The 19,269-nt window shown below is 73.8% G+C and carries 18 protein-coding genes; 9 read left to right on the top strand and 9 right to left on the bottom strand.

Going from position 1 to position 19,269, the window contains the following annotated elements; all coding sequences use genetic code 11:
* Positions 1–16: 16 nt before the first annotated feature.
* The gene (locus AC07DU_RS30390; protein ID WP_479114914.1) at positions 17–1,108 is read left to right on the top strand and encodes a phosphotransferase family protein; all 1,092 of its coding nucleotides are present in this window, start codon (positions 17–19) and stop codon (positions 1,106–1,108) included.
* A gap of 76 nt (positions 1,109–1,184) precedes the next feature.
* Here the strand turns inward: AC07DU_RS30390 and AC07DU_RS30385 are convergent, their stop codons facing one another.
* A complete protein-coding gene (locus AC07DU_RS30385; RefSeq protein ID WP_479031284.1) occupies positions 1,185–1,646 on the bottom strand; it encodes a hypothetical protein in 462 nt (153 codons plus the stop codon).
* A 218-nt stretch (positions 1,647–1,864) separates the two neighbouring features.
* Between AC07DU_RS30385 and AC07DU_RS30380 the strand changes: the two genes are divergently transcribed.
* The 4 genes from AC07DU_RS30380 to fxsA all read left to right on the top strand — a co-directional run bounded on the left by AC07DU_RS30380 (position 1,865) and on the right by fxsA (position 5,808).
* A complete protein-coding gene (locus AC07DU_RS30380; RefSeq protein ID WP_030011705.1) occupies positions 1,865–2,305 on the top strand; it encodes an Lrp/AsnC family transcriptional regulator in 441 nt (146 codons plus the stop codon).
* Positions 2,306–2,373: 68 nt separating this feature from the next.
* Complete coding sequence (locus tag AC07DU_RS30375) at positions 2,374–4,002, top strand: amidohydrolase (RefSeq protein ID WP_453375136.1); 1,629 nt, start codon at positions 2,374–2,376, stop codon at positions 4,000–4,002.
* A 328-nt stretch (positions 4,003–4,330) separates the two neighbouring features.
* A complete protein-coding gene (locus AC07DU_RS30370; RefSeq protein WP_360900994.1) occupies positions 4,331–5,104 on the top strand; it encodes a polyprenol monophosphomannose synthase in 774 nt (257 codons plus the stop codon).
* 125 nt (positions 5,105–5,229) lie between these two features.
* Positions 5,230–5,808 (top strand): FxsA family membrane protein, encoded by a 579-nt coding sequence (gene fxsA / locus AC07DU_RS30365; RefSeq protein WP_479114944.1) that lies wholly within the window; start codon positions 5,230–5,232, stop codon positions 5,806–5,808.
* Between the two features lie 99 nt (positions 5,809–5,907).
* Here the strand turns inward: fxsA and AC07DU_RS30360 are convergent, their stop codons facing one another.
* From AC07DU_RS30360 to AC07DU_RS30350, 3 genes are all read right to left on the bottom strand, one after another.
* Positions 5,908–6,282 carry an RNA polymerase-binding protein RbpA gene (locus tag AC07DU_RS30360; protein WP_007262928.1) on the bottom strand — a complete coding sequence of 125 codons (375 nt, stop codon included), beginning with the start codon at positions 6,280–6,282 and terminating at the stop codon, positions 5,908–5,910.
* 313 nt (positions 6,283–6,595) lie between these two features.
* Positions 6,596–8,011 carry an MFS transporter gene (locus AC07DU_RS30355; RefSeq protein ID WP_479114911.1) on the bottom strand — a complete coding sequence of 472 codons (1,416 nt, stop codon included), beginning with the start codon at positions 8,009–8,011 and terminating at the stop codon, positions 6,596–6,598.
* 69 nt (positions 8,012–8,080) lie between these two features.
* The gene (locus tag AC07DU_RS30350; protein WP_479114909.1) at positions 8,081–8,851 is read right to left on the bottom strand and encodes a glycerophosphodiester phosphodiesterase family protein; all 771 of its coding nucleotides are present in this window, start codon (positions 8,849–8,851) and stop codon (positions 8,081–8,083) included.
* Positions 8,852–9,097: 246 nt separating this feature from the next.
* On the opposite strand from AC07DU_RS30350, the gene AC07DU_RS30345 reads away from it, so the two are divergent.
* A complete protein-coding gene (locus AC07DU_RS30345; RefSeq protein WP_360900985.1) occupies positions 9,098–10,600 on the top strand; it encodes an SCO1417 family PLP biosynthesis transcription factor in 1,503 nt (500 codons plus the stop codon).
* Positions 10,601–10,681: 81 nt separating this feature from the next.
* Here the strand turns inward: AC07DU_RS30345 and AC07DU_RS30340 are convergent, their stop codons facing one another.
* On the bottom strand, positions 10,682–12,328 hold the full coding sequence (locus AC07DU_RS30340; protein WP_479114907.1) for a P-loop NTPase family protein: 1,647 nt from the start codon (positions 12,326–12,328) through the stop codon (positions 10,682–10,684).
* Between the two features lie 71 nt (positions 12,329–12,399).
* Positions 12,400–12,594 (bottom strand): hypothetical protein, encoded by a 195-nt coding sequence (locus AC07DU_RS30335; protein WP_215020655.1) that lies wholly within the window; start codon positions 12,592–12,594, stop codon positions 12,400–12,402.
* Between the two features lie 303 nt (positions 12,595–12,897).
* On the opposite strand from AC07DU_RS30335, the gene AC07DU_RS30330 reads away from it, so the two are divergent.
* A complete protein-coding gene (locus tag AC07DU_RS30330) occupies positions 12,898–13,314 on the top strand; it encodes an ankyrin repeat domain-containing protein (RefSeq protein WP_360900979.1) in 417 nt (138 codons plus the stop codon).
* Between the two features lie 332 nt (positions 13,315–13,646).
* Positions 13,647–15,044, top strand: a complete 1,398-nt coding sequence (locus AC07DU_RS30325) for a HEAT repeat domain-containing protein (protein ID WP_360900976.1) — start codon at positions 13,647–13,649, stop codon at positions 15,042–15,044.
* Positions 15,045–15,244: 200 nt separating this feature from the next.
* Here AC07DU_RS30325 and AC07DU_RS30320 read toward each other — a convergent pair whose 3' ends face one another.
* The 3 genes from AC07DU_RS30320 to AC07DU_RS30310 are packed head-to-tail and all read right to left on the bottom strand — an operon-like array spanning position 15,245 to position 17,516.
* Positions 15,245–16,111, bottom strand: a complete 867-nt coding sequence (locus AC07DU_RS30320) for a 5-oxoprolinase subunit C family protein (protein WP_479114905.1) — start codon at positions 16,109–16,111, stop codon at positions 15,245–15,247.
* Complete coding sequence (locus tag AC07DU_RS30315; protein WP_360900970.1) at positions 16,108–16,725, bottom strand: 5-oxoprolinase subunit B family protein; 618 nt, start codon at positions 16,723–16,725, stop codon at positions 16,108–16,110. The genes AC07DU_RS30320 and AC07DU_RS30315 overlap by 4 nt, the downstream gene beginning before the upstream one ends.
* Complete coding sequence (locus tag AC07DU_RS30310; RefSeq protein WP_479031266.1) at positions 16,722–17,516, bottom strand: LamB/YcsF family protein; 795 nt, start codon at positions 17,514–17,516, stop codon at positions 16,722–16,724. Before AC07DU_RS30310 ends, AC07DU_RS30315 begins: the two co-directional genes overlap by 4 nt.
* 87 nt (positions 17,517–17,603) lie before the next feature.
* On the opposite strand from AC07DU_RS30310, the gene AC07DU_RS30305 reads away from it, so the two are divergent.
* Positions 17,604–19,109, top strand: a complete 1,506-nt coding sequence (locus tag AC07DU_RS30305; RefSeq protein WP_479114902.1) for a hypothetical protein — start codon at positions 17,604–17,606, stop codon at positions 19,107–19,109.
* Positions 19,110–19,269 lie beyond the last annotated feature (160 nt).

The following is a 19,269-nucleotide window of genomic DNA, read 5'->3' as shown; positions in this document are numbered from 1 at the left end:
GGAAGGGAGCTCCTCCATGGCCACCGCTCCACGTCCGCGCACCTCCACCCGAGAGCCCGAAGAGCTCGGCCGCCGCCTCGCCGTCTGGCTCGACACGAAGCTCCCCGGCGCGAAGGTCACCAACGTCTCCGTCCCCGGCTCCAACGGCATGTCCAGCGAAACCCTGCTCTTCGACATAGAGCACCCCGACGCCCCGCTGCGCGCCTGCGCGCTGCGGCTCGCCGCCGATCCGGCCGCCTACACGGTCTTCCCGACGTACGACATGCCCCGCCAGCACCGCGTGATGAGACTGGTCGCCGAACACACGGACGTGCCCGTCCCCCGTGTGCAGTGGCTGGAGGAGGACCCGGGGCCGCTGGGCGCGCCGTTCTTCGTGATGGCCCGCGCCGAGGGCCGGGTCCCGCCCGATGTCATGCCCTACACCTACGAGGGCAACTGGCTGTACGCCGCGACCGACGCCGAGCGTGCCGGTCTCCAGGAGGCCAGCATCGCGCTGCTGGCGCGTCTGCACGACCAGTTCCCGGCCAAGGAGGCCGAGTTCCTCCTCCCGGCCGGCGAGGGCAGCCCGCTGCGCCGGCACGTGGAGGCCCAACGGGCCTATTACTCCGGGGTGGTGGGCGGGCTGGCCCCGTCCCCGCTCATCGAGCGGGCGTTCGCCCGACTGGAGGAGCTGTGGCCCGCCGACGAGGGCCCGGCCGTCCTCAACTGGGGCGACGCCCGCATCGGCAACGTCGTCTACGACGGCTTCACGCCGGCGGCGGTACTGGACTGGGAGATGGCGGCGTACGCCCCGCGCGAGGTGGACCTCGGCTGGACCGTCTACCTGCACCGCTTCTTCCAGGACCTCACGGTCAGCTTCGGCCAGCCCGGCCTGCCGGACTTCCTGCGCCGCGAGGACCTGGAGCGCCGGTACGCCGAACTCACCGGCCACACCCCGCGGGACATGGAGTTCCACACCCTGTACGCGGCCCTGCGCCACGCGATCGTGATGCTGCGCATCGCCTACCGCCAGGCGCACTTCGGCGAGGTCGAGATCCCGGCGGATCCGGACGGCCTGATCCTGCACCACGCCAGCCTGGCCGCCATGGTGCAGGGCACGTACTGGTAGCGAGCAGCGAGCAGCGAGCAGCGAGCCGGAAGCTGCTAGGGAAGCGGAAGAGGTGAGCGGAGCGCCCGGGCGACCGTCAGGCCGCCTGCGCGTGCTGCTGCCGCGTCTGCGCCTGGGCCTGCGGCAGTACGGGGCTCACCACGCGGACCGGACGCGAGCCCGGGCCGCCGACGTGCGAGAAGGGCTGCGTGCGCCAGTCCAGGCCCTGGGGAAGGGCGGACAGGGCGACGGATTCGAGCGCCTGCGCCTCCACCGGCTGGATCCTGCCGACCGTGGGCAGCGCGTCCGTGGCGGGCCGACCGGTGCCCGCGCACACCGTGAGCCCGAAGGGGTTCCACGGGGTCAGGCAGAGCGCGTGCTGCGGCAGGAACTCCTCGCCCGCGACGAGGGCGATGGCCTGGTCGCAGTCGGGGCAGATCGCGTGGTGGATCTCGAACCCCTCGGCGTCGTCGAGGTATTCGGAGTCCTCGGCGTCCCCGGAATCGAACGGTTCGAGAGGATCCGGTTCGGTGCGACCGGTGCGCTTGGTGTTCAGCATGGATGTACTCCCCCTTGGGTGGGCCGGGCGGGCAGGTTCTGCGGCCTCGGCCACAGCAAGCACTTCCCGCCGAGCGTCACGAGTAACCACAACAGACCGGCCTGCCATTTGCCTACCCCTGTGGCCTTGGTCACATGCCTGCCGCAGATGCCTCCAGTGGGCGGACACCGCTGTGCCTGGAGGGCCCTTGGGCCTTAAGTTGTGCGGCTATGAGCGCAATGGAGGAGCTGGACCGCCAGATCGTGGATCTGCTCGTGCGGGACGGGCGGATGAGCTACACGGATCTGGGCAAGGCCACGGGACTGTCCACGTCGGCGGTCCATCAGCGGGTACGCCGCCTGGAGCAGCGCGGGGTGATCCGCGGCTACGCGGCCGTGGTCGACCCGGAGGCCGTCGGGCTGCCGTTGACGGCGTTCATCTCGGTGAAGCCCTTCGACCCGAGCGCCCCGGACGACATCGCCGACCGGCTGGCCGGTGTTCCGGAGATCGAGGCGTGCCACAGCGTCGCGGGCGACGAGAACTACATCCTCAAGGTGCGCGTCGCCACGCCCCTGGAGCTGGAGGACCTGCTGGGCCGGCTGCGCGCCCTCGCACACGTCTCCACGCGCACCACCGTGGTCCTTTCCACCCCCTACGAGGCCCGCCCGCCCCGCGTTTAGGGGGTGTCCGGGCCCCTGAGGGGACCCGGCGGTCGGACGGGGGAGGGTGACGCGGGAGACTGGTCGGCATGACTGACCGCACCGCCCACTCCGCCGACGCCGCCGGAGCACCGACCAGGACCGTTCTCCTCCGCGGGGGCGAGGTCCACAGCCCCGCCGACCCCTTCGCCACCGCGATGGTCGTCGAGCGCGGCCACATCGCCTGGGTCGGCTCCGAGGGCGCCGCCGACGCCTTCGCTCAGGGCGTGGACGAGGTCGTCGACCTGGGCGGCGCGCTCGTCACGCCCGCCTTCACCGACGCCCACGTCCACGCCACCTCCGCGGGCTTGGCCCTGACGGGGCTGGACCTGTCCGGAGCGCGCTCCCTGTCCGCCGCGCTGGACCTCGTACGGGCCTACGCCGCGGGCCGTCCGGCCGACCGGGTGCTCCTCGGGCACGGCTGGGACGCCGCACGCTGGCCCGAGCGGCGGGCGCCGAGGCGCGCGGAGCTCGACGAGGCCGCGGGCGGCCGCCCGCTCTACCTGAGCCGCATCGACGTGCACTCGGCGGTGGTCACCACGGCCCTGCTCGACCTGGTTCCGGGGGTGCGGCCCGACGGGGACGAGCCGCTGACGCGGGAGGACCACCACGCCGTGCGGCGGGCCGCGCTGGCCGCGGTCACCCCCGCCCAGCGCGCCGAGGCCCAGCGGGCCGCCCTCGACCGGGCCGCGTCCCTCGGCATCGGCTCGCTGCACGAGTGCGGCGGACCCGACATCTCCTCGGCCGAGGACTTCACGGGGCTGCTCGACCTGGCGGCCGAGCGGCCCGGGCCGCGCGTCTTCGGGTACTGGGCCGACCGGGACCTCGACCGGGCCAAGGCGCTGGGGGCCGTCGGAGCCGCCGGTGACCTCTTCGTGGACGGCGCCCTCGGCTCGCACACGGCGTGCCTGCACGCCCCGTACGCCGACGCCGCGCACACCGGCACCGGCTACCTCGACGCGCACGCCGTCGCGGAGCACGTGGCCGCCTGTACCGAGGCGGGCCTGCAGGCCGGTTTCCACGCCATCGGCGACGCCGCGATCACCGCCGTCGTGCAGGGGGTCCGCGCGGCCGCCGAGCGGGTCGGCCTGGCCCGGGTGCGCGCCGCGCGGCACCGCGTCGAGCACGCCGAGATGATGACTCCCGCCGCCATCGCCGCCTTCGCCGAGCTGGGGCTCACCGCGTCCGTGCAGCCCGCCTTCGACGCGGCCTGGGGCGGCGAGGACGGCATGTACGCCGACCGGCTCGGAGCCGAGCGCGCCCGCACCCTCAACCCGTACGCGGCCATGCTCAAGGCCGGTGTCCCGCTGGCCTTCGGCTCGGACGCCCCCGTCACCCCGCTCGACCCCTGGGGCACCGTCCGCGCGGCCGCCTTCCACCGCACCCCCGAGCACCGCATCTCCGTCCGGGCGGCGTTCACCGCCCACACCCGGGGTGGCTGGCGGGCGCTGGGCCGCGACGACGCGGGGATCCTCGTGCCCGGCGCCCCGGCCGACTACGCGCTCTGGCAGACCGGCGACCTGGTCGTCCAGGCCCCCGACGACCGGGTGGCCCGCTGGTCCACCGACCCCCGTTCGGGCACTCCCGGACTGCCCGATCTGAGCCCCGGGTCGGACCTGCCGGTGTGCCTGGCGACGGTCGTCGGCGGGCGGGAGGTATTCGTACGCCCACAGGGGTGATCCGGGGGGCCTGGGTTCGGTACGGGCGGTCGGACCCGGATAAGTTCGGCCGGGTCCACCACAGGACGTCCGTACCGGACGGATCCGTCTGCTCAGCGCGCCCGCGCCTCGGGGGCGAGGGAAGGTTTCGCCGGTGGGGGCACCCCCGGCCGTGGCCGGGAGAGGGTGGCCCCCGGTCGGGGCCCGGCGGTCCAGTAGACAACGGTCACGGCGGCCCGCATCCAGCGGCCTTCTGACCGGCCCGAAGGACCGCGGGCCCCGATCGCTGTTCTAAAGTCATCCTCTGCGACCAGACGTACAGGACGTGCGAGAGCACAAAGGGGACTCAGTGAGCGACGGCGGACAGCGGGCCTACGGGCCGCTCGGAACAGCCTTGGTGATCATTCCGACCTACAACGAGGCGGAGAACATCGGGCTGATCGTCGGCCGCGTCCGCGCGGCGGTGCCCGAGGCCCACATTCTGGTCGCGGACGACAACAGCCCCGACGGCACCGGCAAGCTCGCGGACGAGCTGGCGGTCGGCGACGACCACGTGCACGTCCTGCACCGCAAGGGCAAGGAGGGACTGGGCGCCGCCTACCTTGCGGGCTTCGTCTGGGCCCTGGAGGCCGGGTACGGGGTGATCGTCGAGATGGACGCCGACGGCTCCCACCAGCCGGAGGAGCTGCCCCGGCTGCTCACCGCGCTGACCGGCGCGGACCTGGTCCTCGGCTCCCGCTGGGTGCCGGGCGGCCGGGTCGTGAACTGGCCCAAGAGCCGCGAGATCCTCTCGCGCGGCGGTTCGACGTACTCCCGGCTGATGCTGAACGTACCGATCCGCGACGTGACGGGCGGCTACCGGGCCTTTCGCCGCGAGACCCTGGAGGGCCTGGGCCTGGACGAGGTGGCCTCCGCGGGCTACTGCTTCCAGGTCGACCTGGCCCGCAGGGCCGTGCAGAAGGGATTCCGCGTGGTGGAGGTGCCGATCACCTTCGTCGAGCGTGAGTTCGGCGACAGCAAGATGAGCAAGGACATCGTGGTGGAGGCCCTGTGGAGGGTCACCCAGTGGGGTCTCAAGGCCCAGGCGGCCAAGCTGCTGGGCAAGCCGGACCGCTCGGTCTGACCCGCCGCGCGCCCATCCACCGGGGATGACGGGACACCCCCTAGGGGCTGTCCGGTACCTCCGGCTGAGGCCGCTCTTACGCGGTCCCGGGCACACTTGACGGTATGACGACCGGCATTGGATCCATGCGGTCGGGCACCTCGACCGCCCCCCGGCGGCGCTCGGCCGCCCGCACCTTCCTCCCCCTGGCGATCGCCGCCTGGCTGATCCTGGAGATCTGGCTGCTCAGCCTCGTCGCCGGTGCCGGCGGCGCGGTGAGCGTCGCCGCGCTGCTCGCGGGCGGGATGATCCTCGGTGCGGTGGTCATCAAGCGGGCCGGGCGGCGCGCCTTCAAGAACCTGGCGGACACCTTCCAGCAGGCGCAGCAGGGCCGGCAGCCCACCCCGCAGCAGCCCGGCCAGGGCAACGGCCTCACCATGCTGGCGGGCCTGCTCCTGATGCTGCCGGGGCTGCTCTCCGACGTGGTGGCCCTGTTCCTGCTGCTCCCGCCCGTCCGGGCCTGGCTCGGCCGCCGGACGGCCCGCTCGCTGGAGCGCAAGGTGGCCGCGGCGCAGGCCGGCACCTTCGGCGACGCCTTCCAGCAGGCCCGCATCCACTACCCCGACGGCAAGATCGTGCCGGGCGAGGTCATCCGCGAGGACCGGCCCGGGCAGCGGCACGACGGCCCGGACGGCGCGGCGTACCGCCCGCCCCTGGCCCCGTAGGAGCTGCTGACCCGCTCGCTCTGACCCCGTGAGATAAGCCGAGGGGCCCCGCCACACGGTGTGTGGCGGGGCCCCTCGGCTTATCTGTTCGTCCGGCTGTCAGGCGGACTTGCGGCTGTCCCGCGGATGCACGGCAATGTTCATGGCGCCGGAACGAAGGACCGCGAGCCTTTCGGCAAGCACTTCCTCCAGCTCCTCGCGGGTGCGCCGCTCCATGAGCATGTCCCAGTGCGTTCGCGCAGGCTTGCCCTTCTTCTCTTCGGGCCCATCCCCGTCCACCAGGAGTGCCATGGCGCCGCACGCCTTGCACTCCCACTCCGGCGGAATTTCTGCCTCAACCGAGAACGGCATCTCAAATCGATGTCCGTTCTGGCATGCGTACTCCACCGCCTGGCGCGGGGCCAGATCGATGCCGCGGTCCGTCTCGTAGCTGGTAACCACGAGGCGCGTACCGCGGAGAGCTCGCTCACTCATGAATCGTGCCTCCCGGGCTTGTCGCCCACAGGACAGGTGTCGCTGTCGTCGTCATCCGGTCAACGTCCGGACTGCGGTATAGATTCCCGCTCCGGGTCATGCGTCGCCCGTCGTGCCGCCCCTTGTTGTACCCACCAATGCCCGTTTTGTCACATCTGGCAGCAGATGTCACCCAACGTCTACACTTCTCAAGCGCGCAGTAACGGTCCGCCTGGCAGGCCAAAGGCGTACACTACCGGCCCTTTGCTTCAACGTCTAAATCCGTTCGGAATTCGTTCGTGGATGCGGACCGGACCCACGCGCGGACCCGCTCTCAGATCCGCTCCGGTACAGGATTGCCTGCCGCTTCCACCGCGCGCCGCACCGGCACTCTCGCCAGCAGCACGAATCCCAGTGCGAAGAAGACCACCAGCGAGATGATCGCGTCCCGATAGCTGCCCGTGACCTGGTAGGTCAGGCCGAAGACGAGCGGTCCCACCCAGCTCAGGCCGCGGTCGCTCATCTCGTACGCCGAGAAGTACTCCGCCTCCTTGCCCGCCGGCACCAGGTGCGAGAACAGAGAGCGCGACAGCGCCTGGCTGCCGCCCAGCACCAGCCCGATCATCGCGGCGAGCGCGAAGAACCACACCGGCGTCCGGGCGGGCAGGAAGTAGCCGACCGCCAGCGTCACCGCCCACGCGGCCAGCGAACCCAGGATCGTCCGCTTCGCGCCGTAGACGCGGGCGAGGCGGCCCATCCCCAGCGCGCCGGCGACCGCCAGCACCTGCACCAGGAGCACCGCGCCGATCAGGGTGGACTCCTCCAGCTCCAGCTCCAGCTTGCCGTAGATGGCGGCCTGGGAGATCACCGTCTGCACGCCGTCGTTGTAGATCAGGTACGCGAGCAGGAACGACAGGGTCAGCGGATAGCGCCGCATGTCCTTGAGCGTGGCGACGAGCTGCTTCCAGCCGCTGAGCGCCGGTGCGGCCCCCGGCTCCCGCACCACGGCCCGGTCCCGCAGTCTGCGCAGCGGGATCAGGGCGAAGGCGCCCCACCACAGGCCCGCCGAGGCCAGGCAGATGCGCACGGCCTCGCCCTTGGAAAGGCCCAGGGTGTCGTGGGCCTGGAACAGCGCCAGGTTCACCACCAGCATCACGGAGCCCGCGGTGTAGCCGAAGGCCCAGCCCCGCGAGGAGACGGCGTCCCTCTCGTCCGGGGTGGAGATCTGCGGCAGATAGGCGTTGTACAGCACCATCGAGACGGACAGCGAGGCGTTCGCCACCACCAGCAGCGCCCCGCCGAGCAGATAGCGCTCACCGCTCAGGAAGAACATGCCCGCCGTCGCCGCGGCGCCCGTGTACGCGGCCACCGCGAGCAGCGGCTTCTTGCGGCCGGTGCGGTCCGCGACGGCCCCGGCCAGCGGCATCAGCAGGACGGCCAGGATCACCGACGCGGAGACCGAATAGGCGAAGAACGCCCCGTACCGCACCGGGATGCCCAGCGGGTACACGAAGCCCTCGGGGTTCGCGGCTTCCTTGGCGATTTCGGTCAGGTACGGCCCGAGGAACAGGGTCAGCACGCTCGCCGAGTACACCGAGACGGCGAAGTCGTAGAAGTACCAGCCCCGCTGCTCCCGCTTGCGCGCGGCCGTCGCGGCCGCGGACGTGGCGGTCGCAGCCGAGGCGGCCGATCTGCCGTCCTCCGCCCCCGGTTCCGCTTCTTCCCTCTTCCTGCTGTCTTCCGCGGTCATGCGGCGTCCCCCTCGCTGGTCCCCGTACGGCAGCGGCCGCCGGGTCCCGTGCGGCAGCCGAAGAGCGTGTCAGGCCCAGGCCCCGCGCTGGTCCAGCACCGTGCGCAAGATGTCGATCCGGTCGGTCATGATGCCATCGACTCCCAGGTCCAGGAGAGCCTCCATGCGTTCCGGTTCGTTCACGGTCCACACGTGCACCTGCAGTCCCCGCTCGTGCGCGGTCCGTACGAAGCGCCGGTCGACCACGCGGACGCCCCCCTGGCTCTCCGGTACCTGGGCCGCCACCGCACCCACGCGCAGCGCCGCCGGGATCGCGTACGAGCGCAGCCGCAGGCCGACCACGCCGCGCACCCCGTAGGAGGTCGCCAGCCGGGGACCGGCGATCCTCTGGGCTCGGGCCACCCGGCTCTCCGAGAAGGAGCCCACGCAGACCCGGTCCCAGATCCCGGTCCGCGCGATCAGTTTCATCAGCGGGTGCAGCGCCGATTCGGCCTTGACGTCGATGTTCCAGCGGGCGTCCGGGAACTCCTCCAGGAGTTCCTCGAACAGCGGCAGGGGCTCGGTGCCCTCCACGCGCGCCTCGCGGACCCTGGCCCAGGGCAGCTCGGCGATCCGGCCCCGGCCGTCGGTGACCCGGTCCAGGGTGGAATCGTGGAAGGCGACGAGCTTCCCGTCGGCCGTGGCGTGCACATCGGTCTCGAAGTACCGGTAGCCCGCCTCGGCGGCCCGGCGGAAGGCGGCGGCGGTGTTCTCCAGCCCGTCCGCGGCGCCTCCGCGGTGCGCGAAGGCGATCGGAGCCGGGTGGTCCAGATACGGATGGCGAAGGCGTACGTGCGTCACGGCGGCAGTATCCCCCGTGGCGGGAGGGGCCGGTGGCCGGCGAGGTGGACGGGGGACGCGAGCGCGGACGAAACCGAGCGCCGGGCCCCCTTCACCGATGTGCCGTGCCCTCTTCGCCGACCTCCGGTCCGAGGCCCCCTGGTGCGAGTGGACTGGCACGTGGCAGTCTGTGCCGCAGGTATCAATCCAATCCCGGCCTCCGGCGCGCGCCGTCGAGGCCAATCCGACGAAGGTGGACCGGACACCATGGCCGAATGGACCTCAGCGGTCGGTGCCGCTCAGCTCGCTCGTCTCATCAGCTCGCAACAGGAGCGGCCCGCCGTCTCCGGCGCGCGCAAGCTGCCCGCCTACCGCACCCTCGCAGACGGTATCCGCCTCCTCGTCCTGGAAGGCCGCGTTCCGGTCGCCGCCCGGCTCCCCGCCGAGCGGGAGCTGGCCGTCGCCCTCTCCCTCAGCCGCACCACCGTCGCCGCCGCGTACGAGGCCCTGCGCGGGGAGGGGTTCCTGGAATCCCGCCGCGGCGCCGGCAGCTGGACCTCCGTACCGGCCGGGAACCCGCTGCCCGCCCGCGGTCTGGAGCCGCTGCCGCCCGAGTCCCTCGGCTCGATGATCGACCTCGGCTGCGCGGCCCTGCCCGCCCCCGAGCCCTGGCTGACCAGGGCCGTCCAGGGAGCGCTGGAGGAACTGCCGCCGTACGCGCACACCCACGGCGACTACCCGGCCGGCCTGCCCGCCCTGCGCCGCATGCTCGCGGACCGCTACACCGAGCAGGGCATCCCCACCATGCCCGAGCAGATCATGGTCACCACCGGCGCGATGGGCGCGATCGACGCGATCTGCAGTCTCTTCGCGGGCCGGGGGGAGCGGATCGCCGTCGAGTCCCCTTCCTACGCCAACATCCTCCAGCTGATGCGCGCCGCCGGGGTGCGCCTGGTCCCCGTCGCCATGGCCGACGGGCTGGCCGGCTGGGACATGGACGTCTGGCGGCAGGTGCTGCGCGATTCGGCCCCCCGCCTCGCCTACGTCGTCGCCGACTTCCACAACCCGACCGGGGCACTGGCCTCCGAGGAGCAGCGCCGCGCCATGGTGGAGGCCGCCCGGTCGGCCGGCACCGTCCTGGTCGCCGACGAGACCATGCTGGAGCTCCAGCTGGACACCGAGACGCCGATGCCCCGCCCGGTCTGCTCCTTCGACCCCGCCGGCAGCACGGTCATCACCGTGGGCTCCGCCAGTAAGGCCTTCTGGGCGGGCATGCGGATCGGCTGGGTCCGCGCCGCGCCCGACGTCATCCGCAGCCTGGTCGCCGCCCGCGCCTACGCCGACCTGGGCACGCCCGTGCTGGAACAGCTCGCCGTGAACTGGCTGATGCGCACCGGGGGCTGGCAGGAGGCCGTCCAGATCCGCCGTGACCAGGCCCGGGACAACCGCGACGCGCTGGTCGCGGCGGTGCGCCGGGAGCTGCCGGACTGGGAGTTCGAGGTGCCCCGGGGCGGGCTGACCCTGTGGGCCCGGGCCGGCGGACTCTCCGGGTCCCGGCTGGCCGAGGTGGGGGAGCGGGTGGGCGTACGCGTCCCCTCGGGGCCGCGGTTCGGCGTGGACGGGGCCTTCGAGGGCTACGTCCGGCTGCCGTTCACCGTGGGCGGGCCGGTGGCCGACGAGGCGGCGTCGCGACTGGCGGCGGCGGCCCGATTGGTCGGCACCGGCGCGGGCGGCGGCGGTGCGGAGCCGCCGCGCACCTTCGTGGCGTAGCCGGTCGAGCGTGCGACGGGCGTGGCCGGCAGGCTGACCGGGCCGGCGTGGCCGCCCCTAGCGTCGGGCCGCCGGCCGGGGCTACGGCGTCTCCGCCGCTACCTCCGGGAGGTCCGGGACGTCCGGGGAGTCGATGGCCGGGCCCTGCGCCTGGGCGGGCGGCTGCCCCTGGAGCGACTTGCCCGGCGTGGCGTGGCCCTGGCCGCCGCCCGCGCCCGTAGCCGGCCGCCCCGGCAGCAGTTCCCGTACGGCCTGCCGGTGCAGCGGGTGCGCGGCCTCGTCGTACGGGTCCGGGGTGGCGGGCACCTGCAAGCGGTACACGGGACCCGTACCGAGCCGGGCGTACCCGCGGCCCGGTGGCATGTGGGTCGGCGGGGTGGTGTGCGGCGGCAGCCCCAGCACGTCGGCGATCTGCTGGATCGTCGCGGGCCCGAGCACGATCCGGGCGCGGGTGTGCTGCCAGATGGCGTCGTGCAGCAGCTCGAGGTGGTCGAACTGCTCGGCCACCACCACCGTGACGTGCGCGGGCCGCCCGTGCCGCAGCGGCACCTGCAACGCGGCCAGCGGATCGGGGCGCCCTTCGGCGACGGCGAGGTGGGCCAGCACGCTGGGCTGGTCCAGCAGGATCCACAGCGGGCGCCGGGTGTCCTCGGGCGCCGGCCGGCCGCTCTCGCGGGCCCGGTGGGTGGCGATGAGGCGCCGTTCGGTCTCCTGCGCGGCCCATTCCAGGGTGGCCTGCGCCCCGGTCGGCCCGCATTCCACGGCGAGGACGCCGCTGCGGCCGGTCAGGCAGGAGTAGTCGCCGCTGCCGCCGCCGTCGACGATCATCACGTCGCCCCCGTGCCGCAGGGCCTGTAGGGCGAGGGAGCGGAGCAGGGTGGAGGTGCCGCTGCCGGGCTGGCCGACGGTCAGCAGGTGCGGCTCGGTGGAGCGGGGCCCGGTGCGCCAGATCACCGGCGGCACGTCACGGGGCTCGTCGCCCTCCAGGACGGGCAGGGTGCGCTGGACGCTGCCGGCGTCGGTGAAACCGAGCACGGTCTCGCCGGGCGAGGTGACGAACGGCTGGGCGGCGATGCCCGTCGGCAGCGCCGCCAGCACGCTCAGGTCGAGCTGGTTGCCCTCCTCGTCCCAGTCGAAGAGATACTCCCGTCCGCGCCCGGACTTGGCGTGCAGCAGTGCCTCGATCCGGGCCCGTGAGGCGGCCTCGCCATCGGTGAAGTAGGCCGGGTAGCGGATGTGGAGCCGGGTGATGCGGCCCGCCTCGTCGAACTCGTGGCCGCTGAAGGCCTTGTCCCACTCCCCGCCGTGGGCGAAGAGCGGACTGGGGTCCTCCGGGATGGAGAAGTACGGCACGAGGGCTTCGTAGAGGGAGCCGAGCCGTTCGGTCTCGGCATCGCTGGGCCCGGTCTTCACCGGATTGCGGTCGCGTCCCTGCCAGGCCGCCGCCGCCATGAGGGTGATCAGGGCGAGGAGCGGGCCGTAGGGGACGAGCGCGACCACCAGGACGCAGGCTGCTCCCAGGAACAGCGCGGGACCACGCTTGTCCTTGGGGGTCTCGGCCCATTTGCGCCGCCCGGTCGAAGCCAGGATGCGCAGGCCGCGTCCGATGGTGAGGAGCGGATGGAGGACGTCCGTGGCACTGTCGGCGGCCGTGCGAGCGAGGTCGCGGCCCCGGGACAGCGACACGGTGCCGCTGCTGAGAATGCGGGGAAGTGGGCGCCGGGCCACGGGCGTCTCCTGGAGTTGTGGATGTGACGGGTGTTTCGGGTGTTGCTGGTGATGCGCTGCGCGGGGCCCGGCTAGAGCTTGATCCCGCCGAGCAGGCTCGCGAGGCTCGCCGTGCTCGCCGTGATGCTCGGGGCGATGGCGGAGCCGGCGAGGAAGAAGCCGAAGAGCGAGGAGACGAACGCGTGCGACAGCTTCATCCCGTCTTTCTTGAAGAAGAGGAAGCAGATGATGCCGAGCAGGACCACGCCTGAGATGGACAGAACCATGAGAGCTTCTCCTGGTTGGTGGGGACAGTCACCATCAGTTCTTCCAGGCTCACAGGAAGTATCAATGCGACAAAAGGTGCATACGGGTGAATCGGCGAGTTTTTCACTTGACCGGCCCACCTCGGCTGGCGCGTCCGCCGCGCAGGGGGTCGCAGGTGATCATTGCCTCGGTCCGGGCCGTACATGTGCAGGCCAGGGCGCTACTCTGGCGATTCACCCGTACGGACGCAGTGCCGTGCGCCCCCCTGCCCGAACGGCCCGGGGAAGCTTCATGGCAGTAGCGAGTGAAAGGCGGTACGCACGATGAGCGAGCACACCGAAGGCGCCTCCCCGGAAGTCCCCGACGAGGACGTCATCGAACTGGCCACGAAGATCTTCGACCTCGCCCGCCAGGGGGAGACGCAGACGCTCACCGCCTACCTCGACGCCGGGGTCCCGGCGAACCTCACCAACGACCGCGGCGACACCCTCGTCATGCTCGCCGCCTACCACGGCCACGCCGCCACCGTCACGGCCCTGCTCGCCCGCGGCGCCGAGGCCGACCGCGCCAACGACCGCGGCCAGACCCCGCTCGCCGGCGCCGTGTTCAAGGGCGAGGAGGCCGTCATCCGCGCCCTGCTCGCCGGCGGGGCCGATCCGACCGCCGGAACCCCCTCCGCGGTGGACACGGCGCGCATGTTCGCAAAGGCCGACCTGCTGGAACTCTTCGGAGCCAAGTAGTCCGCTTTTTGCCGGGCCGGGGGCGCCGCCGAGCTCACAGGTTGATCACGGCGGCCGTAAATGTGGTCGCGGTGCACAAACCGGCTGGGTCATCATGGCGTCGGATTCGATTCGCGAGCACGGCGGACGGGCAGGAGCGGGCAGGACACAACGGGTGTCCGGGCCCGGCCCTGCGGAACCGGCCGCCATGTGGTCACGAAGCACCGACGAGAGTGAGAAGGCAATGGTCTACATCGAGCGGAACATGACGGCGGACGTCCTCACATGCTGTTACGCGGCCCTGTGAATCCCGATTCCCGGTTGCGTCCCCAGCTTGATTTGAGGCCATTCCCATGTTCGAACCAGTCATAGCGCCGAGCGGCACCCTCCTCGGGCTCCTCCAGCGGGGCCGCGGAGACGGCACGCTGCACGCGCTCGCGGCACCCAGGGCGGAGGCCCTGGAGGCCCTCGACCAGTGCGTGCTCCGCGACCCGCGCCAGGACTGGCAGGTCGAGAACCGCTCGCTGTACTACGCCAGGCTGTACCTGGACCTCGACGGCCCCCTGGGCGAGATCGAGGCCCACCTCTTCAGCGCCGAGGACCTCCTGGACGAGGAGGACCACCGCACCGGCCTCGCCCTGTCCGTCCTGGGCCACCTGGCCTCGTACGGCCGCGACGACGCCCTCATGCTGCTGCGCCGGTACGCCGCCGGCGGGGCGAACTGGGCCTGGGCCCTCGACGAACTCGCCCTGCGCGACGACGACGAGGGGCTGCGGTCCCTGGCCGCGCCCGTCCTGGCCCGCTTCCCCGCCACGGCGGAGGGCGAGGCGCGGCTGGCCGCCGCAATCCGCGACGCGTACGAGCCCCGGCCGTGGTGGCTGTGGGAGGAGTCGCCCCAGTACGGGGAACGCCTGCGCGCCGCCCGCCAGCAGGGCTCCTTCGACCGCTGGCAGCGCCAGCTCACCCCGAGCGGGCCCCGGCCCGGCTGGGGCGTCCAGGCCGTCTTCGACTGGGCCGCCGACGGGCTGCGCCGCGGCACGCCGCTGCACGTGCCCGCCGCGCGCTGCCTGGCCGCGGTGGCCTCGCCCGAGGACCGGTCCGCCATCCTCGCCGCCGCCGCAGGGGCCTGCGGCGAGGCGGCCCGCGCCACCGCCCTGCACCACCTGGTCCTCGCCGAACCGGACAACCCGGCCGTGCTGGACCTCATCGAAGCCGCCGCCGACGAGCCCGCCGTGGCCGCCTACGAGCGCATGTGCGGCCCCGAGGCCGTCGACCGGGCCCGGCGCTGGGTCCACCGCCCCGACGCCCTGGGCGCCGCCGCCGCGGCCACCCTGGCCGCCCGCGGCGGAGCCGAGGACGCGGCCCTGGTCCTGGGCGCCCTGCGCTCCACCGTCCGGGGCTCGGGCCCCGACACCCCGCGGCTGTTCGCCCTGGTCGACGGAGCCGGCCGCCTCGCGATCAGCTGCGCCGCCCCCGTCCTGCGCCACATCTACCGCGAGACGGCCTCCTCCCACCTGCGCGGCCGGGCCGCGCGCGCCCTGGCCAGCACGGACCCCTCCTTCGCGGCGGGCTTCGCGGTGGAATGCCTGTGGGACTGCGAGGAGACCACCCGTGAGGTGGCGGCCCGCCACGCCGAAACCGCCGACGCGCGGGTCGCGCCCCGGCTGCGCCGCCTGGCGGCGGACCCCGCGGAGGAAGAGGACGTCCAGTCGGCGGTGCGCAGCCGCATCGCGCCGGAGTCCGCCGTGTAGGGGGACACCCCGGGCGCCGCCGCGGTTCCACGTTTCCGCGGACGTTTGACCGGCCCCGGCCGACGGGCGTCCGGACCGCACGGGGCCCGAGGGCGGTGCCGTTCGACATGACCGCCGCCCGCGCCGGCCCGCGGCAAGCGCGAGGCCGGTCGGTCCCCGTCGGCCCCCGCACCCCGTCGGCTGCGGCGCCCCCGCACGTGTCACCGGGCCCGCAGGAACCTGACCGGCGTGCCGGGCCGGGCCTGCGCCGCCGCGTCCAGCGCCGGGCCCGGCGGGACCACGCCGACCACCGGGTAGCCGCCCGTCACCGGGTGGTCGGCCAGGAACACCACCGGCAGCCCGTCCGGCGGGACCTGGACCGCGCCCAGCACCATGCCCTCGCTCGGCAGCTCCTCCCGGCGGCTGCGGACCAGCGGGGCACCGGCCTCCGTGCGCAGGCCGATGCGGTTGGACATGGCCGACACCCGGAAGGACGCCCGCCACAGCCCGTCGAGCGAAGCCCGCGTGAACCAGTCCGCCCGCGGCCCGAGCCGCAGCGGGAGGAGCAGCTCCGTGGGCGGCCCGGGCAGGCCGCAGGCGTCCGCCCCGCGCGCCGGCTCCGGGCCCGGGGGCCCCACCGGCAGCAGCGTCCCGGCCGACAGGACCGGCGGCCCGAGGCCCGACAGCAGGTCCGTCGCGCGACTGCCGAGGACCGGCGGGACGCTCAGGCCTCCCCGCACGGCGACGTAGCTGCGCAGCCCCGACTCCGCCCGGCCCACCTCCAGCTCCGCCCCGGCCGGCAGCCAGACCGGCGCTCCCCAGGCCGCCGGGCGGCCGGAGACCCGTACGGGACAGGGCGCGCCCGTGACCGCCACGACCGTCGCCGCCAGGGCCCGCAGCCCGACCCCGTCGAGGGTCGTCTCCAGCGCCGCGGCGTCCGGCGGGTTGCCGAGCAGCCGGTTGGCCAGCGCGTACGCCGCCGTGTCCAGCGCCCCCGACCGCGGCACGCCCAGGTGCGCGTGGCCGGGCCGCCCCGGGTCCTGGACGGTGGTCAGGGTCCCCGGCCGCACCACCAGCAGGGCGCTCACCGGCCCTCCTGCGTGAACCGCACCCGTCCTCCGGGGGTGAAAAGCGCCGCCGGTTCCCGCTGCGGGTCCCAGAGCACCGCGTCCGTGGAGCCGATCAGCTGCCAGCCACCGGGGGAGGAGCGCGGATACACCCCCGCGTACTCCCCGGCGAGGGCCAGCGAGCCCGCCGGGACCGACGTACGGGGCGTGGCCCGGCGGGGCAGGTGCCAGCGCTCCGCGAGCCCCGTCAGATAGCCGAAGCCGGGGGCGAAACCGCAGAAGGCCACCCGGAAGTCCGTGCCGCCGACAATGTCGGCCACCTCCCGCGGGGCCACCCCCCACAGCCGGGCCACCTCCGCCAGGTCCGGTCCGTCGTAGCGCACCGGGACGGTGACCAGCGGCCCCTGCGTCGGCGACAGCGGGGGTACGTGCCACCGCGCGATCCGGTGGCCGAGCGCGGCCGGATCACGTACGCCGTCCAGCAACACGGTCCGGGCCGCGGGCACCAGGTCCCGTACGGGCCCCAGCTCGCCCGCGTCCCGGCGGCGCAGCAGCTCCGCGTGGAGCGCGGCCACCTGCTCGGCGGAGTCCAGCTCGACGAGCAGCGCCTCGTCGCCGACCACCAGGGTCCTCACGCGAAGGCCTCCACCCGCACCCCGGCGGCGCCCAGGGCCTCGCGGACCCGCAGCGCGAGGCCGGCGGCCCCCGGGGTGTCCCCGTGCAGGCACAGCGAGCGCGCGGCCACGTCCACCCGCGAGCCGTCGGAGGCCGTCACCACGCCCTGAGCGGCCATCGCGACCGCCCGCGCGACCACGGCGTCGGGCTCGTGCAGCACCGCCCCCGGCTCGCCGCGCGGCACCAGGGTCCCGGCCGGGGTGTAGGCGCGGTCGGCGAAGGCCTCCGGTACGGGGGTCAGCCCGGCCGCCCCGGCGGCGGCGAGCAGGACGGAGCCGGGCAGCCCCAGCACCGGCAGCCCGCCCGTGGCCCCGGCGCCCGCCGCCATCCGGACCCCCGCGACCACGGCGGCCGCCTGGTCGGCGTCGTGCACGGTGCGGTTGTACAGCGCGCCGTGCGGTTTCACGTACGACACCCGGGAGCCGGCGGCCCGCGCGAACACCTCCAGCGCCCCGATCTGGTAGGCCACCTCGTCCGCCAGCTCACCGGCCGGCACGTCCATGGAGCGCCGGCCGAAGCCGGCGAGGTCGCGGTAGGACACCTGGGCGCCGATCCGCACGCCCCGCTCGACGGCGAGCTCGCAGACCCGGCGCATGATGGACGGGTCCCCGGCGTGGAAGCCGCAGGCCACATTGGCGCTCGTCACGACGGACAGCAGGGCCTCGTCATCGGTGAGCGTCCAGCGCCCGAAGCCCTCGCCGAGGTCGGCGTTGAGGTCGATCACGGGTGCGGATGCGATCATGGAATCCATGCGCCGAGCGTAGAGCAGGGGCCCGGGACGATCCGGCCGAACCCCGGCGTTTGGGATGTTGTCAGGGTCAGCGCCTAGTCTTTGTCCGTGACTCTCCCCGCCCCGGCGAAGACCCTTCCGTCCCCGGCGCCGGGCCCGGCCGCCGACGAGGGCCTGGCCCGGCGGCTGCGCGCCCTCGCCTGCACCGCCCCGCTGCACGACCTCGACGTCCGCAAGGCCAATCTGGCCGGCGAGTACGGGGTCTACGCGATGGCGGAGGTCGCGCTGGCCGCGATCGACCTGGTCACCCTCAACATGGACTTCGACACGGGCGCCGATCACGAGCAGATAGTGGCCCGGCTGCTGCCGCGCGTCGCCGCGCAGGCCCCCGCGCGGCCGGCGGCCGAGCACGAGCGGGTGGCCCGCTGGGTGCTGGAGAACCTGATCAACGTCGGCAGCGTCGACCGGGGCTTCCGCGCGATCTACGGCACGTTCGGCCCGGACGGGGTCTACGTCCGCCGGGACTACGACTTCAAGCTGATCGAAGAGGTCCCCGGCTACGGCGGCGCGGTCTACCTGCGCACCACCGACGAGGCCGTCAACGTCCTCGTCGGCGCCCTCGACACCGACGTGACCAGCGCCCAGATCGCCGCCGAGGTCAAGCTGGAGGTGCTGATCAGCCGCGGGCGGCTGGCCGACGCCCAGCTCGCGGCCGAACAGGCCCGCTACCGCACCGTCCAGTACGCCGAGACCCTGCGCCGCACGCTGGACGCGACGCGGCGCAACGTCCGGGCGGTGGACTGGCTCCAGGCCGTCCCGGACATGATCGCCGAGGCCCTCGACCACGTCGCCGACCGCTACCGGCACGAGAACGCGATCCTGACGAACATCCGCAAGGCGCGCGACGAGGCGGAGGAGCCGGAGAACAAGCGGCGGGCCGCCGAGCTCGTCGACATCGTCAAGGACTGCATCCGCCGGCACACCCAGCTCCAGTCCCGGCTGCTGGACGCGGGCCCGCTGTTCCGTGCCGAGCAGGACCGCCAGGCCTTCGCCGCCCCGGCGCAGCGCGCCGGCATCGACCTGTACGGCCAGCTCGTGGCCCCGCTGCTGCCGCTTCCCCTGGAGCAGGCGAGCCGGGTCACCGACGCATTCTTCGCCTCCGGCGCGGGACTGCGCACGCCGGTGTCGGTGCGGGTGGCCGACCTGGTCGAGATCCTGCTCACCCCGCCCGTGGAACGGGAGCACCTCGGCGCGCAGATGCCCGAGCCGGACCTGATCGCCACCCCGGACGACAGCCGCTTCAGCGAGGAGCAGCTCGCGGCCGCGATGGAGCTCCTGGACCTCCCGCACGACGCGCCCCGCCGCCTGTCCGGACTCCTCGCCGAGGCCCGCCGCAGGGACCCGGACCTGCCGTACCTGGTGGCCCTGCTGGCCGTCCACGCGGCGAGCCCGGCCGTCGGAACGGCCTACCGCCAGGGGGAGGAGCGCCTGCTCTTCGCCGTGGACGACGGCACGCAGCTCGACGACCACGAGTTCGGCGGCGCGGACCTCATCGTCGGCACCGCACTCCTCGACGCGGCGGGCATGGCCGCCGACCGCGCGGAGGCGTCGTGAGCGGCGCCGCCGATTCAGCCCCGCCGGCGTTGGAGGCGCGGGGTCTGGGGCGGAGCCCCAGGAAACCCGGCTCCGCCGGGCAGGGGGGGGGGGGGGGGGGGGGGGAGCGAGCCCGTAACGAGAGGGCACCGGAAGGCCTTACATCCCTCCACCCACCCCC

It is taken from the genome of Streptomyces sp. NPDC045695 (assembly GCF_056432025.1).
Note: the sequence above shows the minus strand (reverse complement) of the source record. Positions and strands in the feature narration are given on the sequence as shown.